This window comes from Pseudomonadota bacterium (assembly GCA_034660915.1).
Lineage (GTDB): Bacteria > Desulfobacterota > Anaeroferrophillalia > Anaeroferrophillales > Anaeroferrophillaceae > DQWO01.
Genome location: JAYEKE010000187.1, coordinates 1 through 9,205, shown reverse-complemented (window position 1 = coordinate 9,205; position 9,205 = coordinate 1). Strand labels below are relative to the sequence as shown.

Here is a 9,205-nt window from a genome sequence, read left to right as displayed (position 1 = left end):
TAAAATACAGCACTGAGACTGAAAACGGCGGTAAAGGGGGCACCGGCATAATAGGCGTTGCCGCTGCCATCATCCTGGGCGGAAATACTGCCAACATATTTTTGATCAAAAAGATTGCTGATGGTCAAGCCGAGGGTCGCCTCTTTCAGGGAAAAGATTTCATTTTTAGTATAGCGTAATGCCATATCGACAATTCCATGGGGAGAAATGGACTGGTCGTTCTGGGGATCACCATAACGCCGTCCCACGTATTTGAACGTCGGGGCTATTTCCAGATTTCCCAAGGTATATATCAAACCGGTTTTAAACAACAGCTCAGGTGTATCCGGCAGCTGGTTCCCTTTGATATCCACGGTGGACCCTCCCCGCTCCAGGTCATCGTCAAAACACATCTTGGTATAGCTTGGATTAATAAAGATCAGCAGATTGTCCGTAGGATAAAGATTTATTTCCAGTTCGGTGCCAATGGCAGTGGCATCACCAACATTCTTCTGGTAATTAACCCCCACCAGCGGATCATAGGCAAGGGCCAGCAGATCGTGATGCCGGGCAAAAAAAACTGTGGGATGAATTTCAAACCAGTCGCCGTAATAGCGGGCCCCGACATCGATATTATCGGAGGTTTCCATCTTCCATTCATCAAAAATAGTCTGCAAGGTCATGCCGGCCGCCTGAAAACTGGCCCGGTTGGCGGTATAAATATTGGCAACCGGAACATAAGCATAGGGGCGCATGTAATTGCGGCCATAATTGGCATACAGTTCCAGCCTGGAACTCAACTGGTAGCCAAACGCCAGGCTGGGAAGCCATTCGTCATAGGTTATTTCATCAAGACTGAGCGCGGTATCTTCCCCCAGGTTGTGGTCCAGGGCTTCCTCATATGAATAAGGGGTACCGGCGGCGGCACTGCCACGGTAAGCGGTGCTGGCCGGTTCCGTGTAGGAAAAATATTTCATCCCCGCCTGGCAGCTGAGTTTACCGAACTGGCGGCCAATCTGCAGGTAAGGACTGTGAATATCACCGTTTCCATGATTTTCACTCAGGTATTTCCAGCCCTTATACACACGACCGGTGGGGGTTATAGCATTGGCCCTGACATATTTTTTCAGGTCATGGGATTCATACCAGTAGCCGGCGGTGAGACTGAAATCACCGTACTGTCCCAGGTATTCCGTCGTAATCCCATAGCGCTCAAGATCCCTTACCTTATCAGCTTTGCCATCCAGAGTCTTGCCGTCTTCCTCGCTGTAGTAGGGTTTAAGGGTCAGCGAGTGACTGGAATTGGGTTTAAAGCTCAGAATAGTCAACAGTTCATTGTTCTGATAATCCCCTCGATGATAGTCATAGTAATTGACATCGACAGCGCCATTACCGCTAAGACTGCGATTGTAATCATACCGGTAGGTATCGTTAATATGGTCCGCTTCAGCATAAGTCAAGGGTTTGAAATCATGCCGTTCCACATCATTGTAGTTATAAAATAATTCCAGGCTGCAGTACTTTCCCAGGAACTGGGAAATGCCGACGGTCACATGATCACGGGGGCCGAGATCGCCGCTGCCTTTCCATTTGTCCGCTTCCGTATAGGAATAGGAGGCAAAAAAACTGGTATCAGTCGGCAAAAGGCCTGAATCCAGGCGGATATAGCTGCGATGGGCATCATCACCACCAACCTGCTGGCGGAAATCCAGTTTAAATGCGTCAGCTGGACGCCGGTAGGTTAAAGCGATAGTTCCACCGCGGTTCCCGGATCCAGTTCCCAGGCTCAATGGGGTTGATCCCTTGTAAAGCCCGATTGACTCCAGGTTTTCCATATCGTAAATATCATCCCGGGGCCCGACAGGCATGATGCCGTAATTGGGCAATCCCTCAACCGACATACCGGCAAACATGCTCTTGATCCCGCGGATCCGCACATCTTTGCCGGAGATTCCAAAGGGATCCTGAAGTTCAGTATTGATGCCCGGCAGCAGATCAAGGACTTTAAAAACACTGTTCAAACCACCGTTTCCGGCCAGCTTAATACCCGCCGTGGTCACCTTGCTGCCGGTGTGCAGCAAATCCCCTTCATGTTTACTGGGCGAGATCAATTTTTCTCTGACCGTAATCGTCGCCATGGTCATTGGTTGAGATGGATCAGTATCCGTTCCGCCGGCAGTCACATCGACGGCCATACCGACAATCAGCATGATGACAAGGTAAAAAAGGATTCTTCTGCTCATGGTGAACCTCCAAAAAAGGAGGCTGATCGGGAAAAGTCCGGAATTTTCAGGAGGCGGGCATAAAAAAACCACGCTGGGACCTAACTCCTTACAGCCAGTTAGAACCTTCGTGGTTTTTTATTTCTGCGGTATAATCAGGCCAGCTTACTTATCGACCCTTACGATATGACTTTAACTCATGCCTTCTTGACATGAAATCTAATCAGGCCGAGATAAACATTTTCAGCCAGCAATGTCAAGGGAAAAACGCCCATTATGCAAGAAAAGTCATCCAGAAAAGTCCTTGTCTCTTTGTGAGTATAATTGTAGAATAGCAATTATTTTTTCAACTGCAAGGTTTAAGGATAGAAGGCATATAATGAAAAAAGAACCCCGTTGTGCTCACTGTGAGAAAAAAGTCTGCCGGGATGGAATTGATTGTTTCGGTCTGCGGGATGAAACCGCGAAACTATATAATGATCAGGAGACTCTCCGGTTGCATCGTGCCGCGACCGCCATTGAAGGACGCCATTATTGCCAGGAGCCGCGTTTACGCGAAGTTATTCTCTTTGCGAAAGAGATGGGGTACACAAAACTCGGACTGGCATTCTGCATCGGCCTGGCCGAGGAAGCCGCTGCTATCGACAAAATCCTCAGCAAAGATTTCGAAGTTTACTCGATCTGCTGTAAAAACTGTGCTATCAACAAAAAGGATTTTCAGCTCGAACAGATCAAAGACAACATAGATGAATACATGTGCAATCCCGCCGGCCAAGCCGATATGCTTAACCGCGTAGGATGTGAATTCAATATCATCTGCGGCCTCTGCGTAGGTCACGATGCCCTGTTTACAAAGTTTTCCCAGGCACCGGTTACCACCCTGATAGCCAAGGATCGCGTCCTGGGGCATAACCCGACTGCCGCAATCTATTGTCAATATATCCGCCGAACATTTTAAAAATTTTTACACGCACAGGTATTTATTGCGGACTTCTTCGTTATTTGCAAGCTCACTGCTGCTACCATGATAACGAATGGTGCCTTTGTCAATAATATAACCACGGTCGCTTAAGCGCAGGGCAACCTCCAGGTTTTGTTCTGCCAGAAGAATGGTCATGCCGTTTTCCTTGAGACGGAGGATCTGCTCAGCCAGGGTATTTACAATCAGCGGGGCAAGACCCTCCGTTGGCTCATCAAGTAAAATAAACTCCGGATTTATCATCAAGGCCCGGGCGATAGTCAGCATCTGCTGTTCACCACCACTTAAAAATCCGGCCCTTCGATTATCTATAACGACGACATGATCGATTTTTTTAAGCATTTGACTTTCTCCTCTCCTTTAAACCCGCCTTGGACATTCGGCTCACAGAGAGAATCAAAGATAAAAAGCCCTACTGGGTTTGGACACAGGGGGGAAATTTTAAATTTAAAATTGGCTACACCCTTTATAATTCCCCCGAAGGCTGGCCTAACCCCAATGTTACCGCCTGGGTGCAAATAACCGAAGCAAGTGATGTTGTCCCGGAGACCAAACATTCAGCAGGCCATCCCGGCCTGGTAATCTTTGATCTTTATTTCCGGCATATTGACGGCACAGCCATCAAAGATGACAAACCAAAGATCTGCACCCAGGACGAATTCGTCCAATTTCTTCAAACCGGAGTTTTGCACGGGGAGAAAATTGTCAGCTAAAATATCCGGAAAAATCACAAATGAATCAAGGGCGCATCATTACCTGGAAGGAATCCTGAAAGGGATTGGAGCCGACGGCATTGTTTCCGAAGCAGAATGCAAAGCCATTCATGAGTGGCTCGCTCTGCACCTGGATCTGACTGATCTCGCTCCTTTCTCCGACCTCTACGCCTGTACAAAAAGAATAGCCGAAGCCGGGCATGGAGATCCGGAAGAGATTGAAGAGGTAATCGAATATTGCCAATATTTCGAGAGCGCTGCCGGACCTATTGATCAGCTAACTAAGGAAATCAGGGTCCTTCACGGCTTTCTGCACGGCATCACCGCCGATGGCGTCATTTCCCTAAAGGAAGCCGAGGCCCTGAAAACCTGGATGAATGCCCACCAGTCACTGAAAGATCAATGGCCATTTAACGATCTTGGAAAAATGCTGAAAAGAATCCTGGCAGACAATTTTATTTCGCCAACAGAACACGAAGAATTAATGGATTTTTGTCGGGGTTTCAGCGAGCAGCTTCCGGATGGCCCGACCATGACTTTTGATTCAGCCGAGATATCCACGGGATCGTGGATGGATACGGAGGCCCCGGTCCTTAAAACGATTGATCACGTCTGTAACTGGGAAACTGAAATTATCTTCCCCGGCAAAAGGTTCTGCTTTACCGGACAGGCAAAGGCTGGAAAACGGAAATATTTCCATGACCTGGTAAATGAATGTGGCGGCATCCCGGAAAAAAACGTGGTAAGCTACCTCGACTACCTGGTCATCGGCGCCAACTCAAATCCCTGCTGGGCGTATTCCACCTATGGCCGCAAAATTGAAAAAGCCATAAATTTAATCAAGGATGGGCGACCGGTGAAAATCATCCATGAAACATATTTTCTCGATGCCTCAAAGAACGGAGCATGAAAATAAAAAAAAGACTTTTGCTTATTGTCCTCGCATTGCTGATATTCAGCCCTTTGCTATTCACATTTAGGATCCAGGCAGCAAGCAAATACCCCAAACTCAGCAAATCGTTCTTCGGATTTTACTTGGGTGAACATGAAGAACCATTCCTGCGGCGCTGTGAAAAAAATGCAAAGATATTCACAAAATTAACCTTCACCGACAAGCTGAAACCAGGATACATCTGGGAAATAAGAGGTTGCCTGAGCAACAACGACAGTATTTTAAAAACACAATCATACATTTTTCAGGATCAGGTCATATCTATAAGACTCTTTTTTAAAGATAATTCGGTCGAAAATTATAAGATCATTAAAAAAGCCCTGGAAAACAAATATGGAGAAAACAAAGCGGGCATGTCATCGACCCTGAAAACAAAGTCAATATTTAGTACTGCCGTTAATGTGCACGAAGTTATGATTTCCTGCGATCAGGATGTTAATTTTTCCAGCGACAATACCTTGATTCTTAGCTATGTTTATATGGATCCATTTAAAAAAGCTCTCGCCGAAGAAAAAAACAAAAAAACAAATAAAATTAAAAACGATCTGTAGGAACAATAGGAATAAGCCCTCGGTAATCGCCGGACAAATTTGACAAAATCTTCAACCGCTATTATGTTTTTCAGTAAGACTATAGTAACATCATCTTTATAAAGCACTAAATTTTCTGTGAATTCTGCCGACAATCATCCATAGATGGTAAAATAAAGCGCTTGACAAGAAGGGGTAAAAATGAACAAGGAAACAAAGCCTGAAATGCGAGAAGTAAAATTAGTTGCATCTAAAGAGTCTAAGACAGGCAGAGTATATGCCAATTATGTACAGGTTGCACTGTCGCCCTATGACATGACACTGCGTTTTTGCGATGCACCCCCTGGAAGTGATATTACCGGAAAGAAAAAAGAAATGGAAATCCCAACCCAATGTGAGGTGGTAATCCCTATAGAGGTGGCTGGGATTTTAGCAAATGTTCTTAAATCCACATACAATAACTACCATGAAACATATGATCAAGAAGAACCGCCCCAAGACTCAGAAGAAAACTGATATGGCCCAAAAAATTAATATAGACCAAAAGAGGATCAAGGCTATTTTAACTTGCCTGGAAAGTTCAGATGGATTTGTCCTCGAACTGATCTCGGCAATAAATGAAGCACTATCAACAAACAATCAAATCAAGATCGATGATTGTCTCGAATATTGGGAAGAAATAGCTGAATTAGACTGTATCCCTGATTTCAAAAAAAACTCATGGAGCGCTTACAACGCACTTATTGATGCGGGTATAGTAACGCCATGAGTGACAACACCGGGAACTGGAAAATAGCATACCCTGACAGTAAAACCGAAAAGAAAATAAGGCTCCTGATTGATTCTGATTCCTACATTGAGGGCCGATGGGAACATTTTGAAAATGACGTTAGTAATAATCCTTTTTACCACCCTAAAACCAAGAGGATTATGAAGCTTAAAGGAATTACCGGGTACCCCCCGGGAACCTTTAGATATAAAAATGAACCATTAAGAGTTCTCTATCTTCCCAACAAAGAAACGAAGACTGTTTACCCTTTGGAAGCAAACACCACAAATAAAATTTCCTATAAAAAAAGATAATAAACTACCTCATCCTCCCCCTAAAACAGCGACATAAACAAAGCAGATGATATTATGTCCGTCCGCCCCTATAAAAATAAGCGCGGCGAGATCCGGACGGGAAAGTGGACCATTGGCCCCTACCTGGAACGTGGATATCCCCGGCGGACGCTTTGGAGCTGAACATTTTAAAAATTTTTACACGCACAGGTATTTATTGCGGACTTCTTCGTTATTTGCAAGCTCACTGCTGCTACCATGATAACGAATGGTGCCTTTGTCAATAATATAACCACGGTCGCTTAAGCGCAGGGCAACCTCCAGGTTTTGTTCTGCCAGAAGAATGGTCATGCCGTTTTCCTTGAGACGGAGGATCTGCTCAGCCAGGGTATTTACAATCAGTGGGGCAAGACCCTCCGTTGGCTCATCAAGTAAAATAAACTCCGGGTTTATCATCAACGCCCGGGCAATAGTCAGCATCTGCTGTTCGCCGCCACTTAAAAATCCGGCTCTTCGATTATCTATCTTCCCTAAAGTCGGGAAAAAATCATAGACCCGATCTTTATTCCAGCCACCTTTTTTAAAGTTTCTGGCAGAAATCTCCAGGTTTTCTCCTACCGTCAGATCAGCAAATACCCGACGATTGTCAGGCACAAAACCAACTCCCATACGAGCCATCAAATAAGGTTTCATGCCGGTAGAGTTCATCCCTTTAAATTTTATCAGACCCTGTTTGGGTGGCGTCAGTCCCATAATGCTTTTCATGGTTGTACTTTTGCCGGCTCCGTTGCGGCCCAGGAGGCAGACAATTTCACCCGGTTTCACCGTCAGAGAAACACCAAAGAGAATATGACTAAGGCCATAATAGGTGTGGACATCCTCTAGGTGGAGCATTGGTAGTCGCCCCCTCCGAGATAAGCTTTCTGTACCAGTCGGTTATTGCGAATCTCATCAGGAGGACCCTGAACAATTGTTTTCCCCTGGTGCATAACCATTATCTGACTGGCAATGGAGAAAACCATCTCCATATCGTGTTCACAAAAGAGCAGGGTCAGCCCCAATTCCGAGGACAACTTTTCCATCAAACGAAGGGTCATGGCAGTTTCTTCAGGAGACATGCCGGCAGTGGGTTCGTCCATAATAAGTAATTCGGGCCGATTTCCCAAAGCTATGGCGATTTCTAAAACCTTCTGATCACCATGAGACAAAGAGCTGCTGGGCATATCCCTTTTGTCGAGCAGGCCGACACTAGCAAGAATCTCATGGGTTTCAGTAATTGCCATGGTTTTTGCCGATCGGATCAGGCGAAATGTTTTTTTCTGATAAGAAAGCACAGCCACCTGAACATTTTCAAACACCGTAAGACGATCAAAAAGGTTGACAACCTGGTAGGACCGGCTTATTCCCTGGCGGCAAACCAGATAAGGAGCCAGACCACTAATCTCCCGCCCCTTAAAACGGATAGTTCCCGATGTTGGTGTAAGTTGGCCGGTAACCAGATGAAACAAGGTAGTCTTACCGGCTCCGTTGGGTCCGATAACGGCAACCACATCTCCTTTTTCCACTTGGAGCCTGGCGCCGTTGACTGCCAGGAACCCATCAAATGATTTTTGCAGGGCATCAATGTAAAGCATTTGCCCCCTCTTTTTCTGCCACTGGCACGACTCTGCGGAAAAGAAGGCCGAGTACACCCTCCGGTAAAAAGAAAATGAGCAGCATCAAAACAATGCCCAGTACCAGCGTCCAGTATTCGGTATAAATTCCCACAAATGTTCTTAATATAATTATAATGGCAGCGCCCAGTGAGGGACCCATAAAAACAAACCAACCACCCAGCAGACACATGATGAGAATCTCCAGAGAGAGGGTCCAGAACATCAGATCAGGGAATACCGATCCCTCCACGGTGACAAAAAGAGTTCCGGCAACGCCGGCGAAAAAAGCGGCAATCATCTGGCCTGCCAGTTGATGTCGCTGAACATTGATACCAACCGCTCCACATCGTTCAGGATTATCACGGATTCCCTGAAAAATCCGGCCGAAAGAAGAGTTGACAATCAGATACATCAGCAGCAGGCAAACGACGGTAATAATCAGGCAGAAATAGTAGGCTCTGGTGGATGAGTAAATCAAATCCGGAATCGGAATGCCGTGGATGCCATCATCACCGCCGGTAAATGAATACCAGCGGTAAACCAGAGCCCAGACCAGAGATCCGAGAGAAAGTTGCAACATACCGAAATAGAGCTTGGAAAGTCGGACAGTAAGCAGTCCCAGAACGAGTCCCAGCAGGGCGGAACATAAAGGGGCGATGACATATCCGGCCCACAAGGGCAGCCCTGATTTTGTGGCGGTCAATGCTAAGGCATAAGCCCCGAATCCATAAAAAACCGAGTGATGAAACTGGTACATGCCGCCAAAGCCCAGAACCATATTAAGACTGGTAGCCAGAAGAGCGGCAGCAAAAATCAACGAGCCCAGATAGATATAAAACCGGGACATGAACTGCGGCAACAGCAGCAGGAAAACGGTCAGTAAAACCATACTGACAATAGTCACTCTGCCTTTAAACAAGCCTCTAAACAAAAATTTATCTCCCTATCATCTTAACTTTCTGAGTTGTTCTAAAAACAGCTGAAAAAAATTTACAGGGATGTTCCGGCATGGCTCTCGCTCATTCTCGCCGGCCGTCCATGGCCGGCTTCCGAGGCGTCCGCCGCGAATCACATCGTGTGATTCGTTCGGCGGCCAATACCGCTATGAGCCAA

11 protein-coding genes are annotated in these 9,205 nt (G+C 46.1%); 6 read left to right on the top strand and 5 right to left on the bottom strand.

Annotated features, from left to right (window positions below; genetic code table 11):
- Nucleotides 1-2,222 (bottom strand): TonB-dependent receptor (locus tag U9P07_10900; GenBank protein ID MEA2109914.1); only part of this gene is annotated, 2,222 nt, incomplete at its 3' end.
- Nucleotides 2,223-2,580: 358 nt separating this feature from the next.
- Between U9P07_10900 and U9P07_10895 the strand changes: the two genes are divergently transcribed.
- On the top strand, nucleotides 2,581-3,159 hold the full coding sequence (locus tag U9P07_10895) for a DUF1847 domain-containing protein (GenBank protein MEA2109913.1): 579 nt from the start codon (nucleotides 2,581-2,583) through the stop codon (nucleotides 3,157-3,159).
- 6 nt (nucleotides 3,160-3,165) lie between these two features.
- On the opposite strand, the gene U9P07_10890 is transcribed toward U9P07_10895, so the two are convergent.
- Nucleotides 3,166-3,522, bottom strand: a complete 357-nt coding sequence (locus U9P07_10890) for an ATP-binding cassette domain-containing protein (protein MEA2109912.1) — start codon at nucleotides 3,520-3,522, stop codon at nucleotides 3,166-3,168.
- A 360-nt stretch (nucleotides 3,523-3,882) separates the two neighbouring features.
- Here U9P07_10890 and U9P07_10885 point away from each other — a divergent pair, with 360 nt between their 5' ends.
- The 5 genes from U9P07_10885 to U9P07_10865 all read left to right on the top strand — a co-directional run bounded on the left by U9P07_10885 (nucleotide 3,883) and on the right by U9P07_10865 (nucleotide 6,458).
- Complete coding sequence (locus U9P07_10885; protein ID MEA2109911.1) at nucleotides 3,883-4,803, top strand: hypothetical protein; 921 nt, start codon at nucleotides 3,883-3,885, stop codon at nucleotides 4,801-4,803.
- Nucleotides 4,800-5,396 carry a hypothetical protein gene (locus U9P07_10880; GenBank protein MEA2109910.1) on the top strand — a complete coding sequence of 199 codons (597 nt, stop codon included), beginning with the start codon at nucleotides 4,800-4,802 and terminating at the stop codon, nucleotides 5,394-5,396. The genes U9P07_10885 and U9P07_10880 overlap by 4 nt, the downstream gene beginning before the upstream one ends.
- Nucleotides 5,397-5,576: 180 nt before the next feature.
- On the top strand, nucleotides 5,577-5,891 hold the full coding sequence (locus tag U9P07_10875) for a DUF3467 domain-containing protein (GenBank protein MEA2109909.1): 315 nt from the start codon (nucleotides 5,577-5,579) through the stop codon (nucleotides 5,889-5,891).
- Between the two features lies 1 nt (nucleotide 5,892).
- Entirely contained in the window at nucleotides 5,893-6,144 is a 252-nt protein-coding gene (locus U9P07_10870) for a hypothetical protein (GenBank protein ID MEA2109908.1), read from the top strand.
- Nucleotides 6,141-6,458: a hypothetical protein gene (locus U9P07_10865; GenBank protein ID MEA2109907.1), complete on the top strand. Its 318-nt coding sequence runs from the start codon at nucleotides 6,141-6,143 to the stop codon at nucleotides 6,456-6,458. Before U9P07_10870 ends, U9P07_10865 begins: the two co-directional genes overlap by 4 nt.
- A gap of 177 nt (nucleotides 6,459-6,635) precedes the next feature.
- Here the strand turns inward: U9P07_10865 and U9P07_10860 are convergent, their stop codons facing one another.
- Genes U9P07_10860 through U9P07_10850 form a run of 3 tightly spaced genes read right to left on the bottom strand, consistent with a single transcriptional unit; the run spans nucleotide 6,636 to nucleotide 9,023 of the window.
- Nucleotides 6,636-7,331: an ABC transporter ATP-binding protein gene (locus U9P07_10860; protein ID MEA2109906.1), complete on the bottom strand. Its 696-nt coding sequence runs from the start codon at nucleotides 7,329-7,331 to the stop codon at nucleotides 6,636-6,638.
- Nucleotides 7,319-8,071 (bottom strand): ABC transporter ATP-binding protein, encoded by a 753-nt coding sequence (locus U9P07_10855; protein MEA2109905.1) that lies wholly within the window; start codon nucleotides 8,069-8,071, stop codon nucleotides 7,319-7,321. The genes U9P07_10860 and U9P07_10855 overlap by 13 nt, the downstream gene beginning before the upstream one ends.
- Nucleotides 8,058-9,023 (bottom strand): branched-chain amino acid ABC transporter permease, encoded by a 966-nt coding sequence (locus U9P07_10850; GenBank protein MEA2109904.1) that lies wholly within the window; start codon nucleotides 9,021-9,023, stop codon nucleotides 8,058-8,060. The genes U9P07_10855 and U9P07_10850 overlap by 14 nt, the downstream gene beginning before the upstream one ends.
- Between the last annotated feature and the right edge of the window lie 182 nt (nucleotides 9,024-9,205).

Coding starts and splice junctions, on each gene's coding strand:
- U9P07_10895 (MEA2109913.1), top strand. CDS start 2,581: ATGAAAAAAGAACCCCGTTGTGCTCACTGTGAGAAAAAAGTCTGCCGG.
- U9P07_10890 (MEA2109912.1), bottom strand. CDS start 3,522: ATGCTTAAAAAAATCGATCATGTCGTCGTTATAGATAATCGAAGGGCC.
- U9P07_10880 (MEA2109910.1), top strand. CDS start 4,800: ATGAAAATAAAAAAAAGACTTTTGCTTATTGTCCTCGCATTGCTGATA.
- U9P07_10875 (MEA2109909.1), top strand. CDS start 5,577: ATGAACAAGGAAACAAAGCCTGAAATGCGAGAAGTAAAATTAGTTGCA.
- U9P07_10870 (MEA2109908.1), top strand. CDS start 5,893: ATGGCCCAAAAAATTAATATAGACCAAAAGAGGATCAAGGCTATTTTA.
- U9P07_10865 (MEA2109907.1), top strand. CDS start 6,141: ATGAGTGACAACACCGGGAACTGGAAAATAGCATACCCTGACAGTAAA.
- U9P07_10860 (MEA2109906.1), bottom strand. CDS start 7,331: ATGCTCCACCTAGAGGATGTCCACACCTATTATGGCCTTAGTCATATT.
- U9P07_10855 (MEA2109905.1), bottom strand. CDS start 8,071: ATGCTTTACATTGATGCCCTGCAAAAATCATTTGATGGGTTCCTGGCA.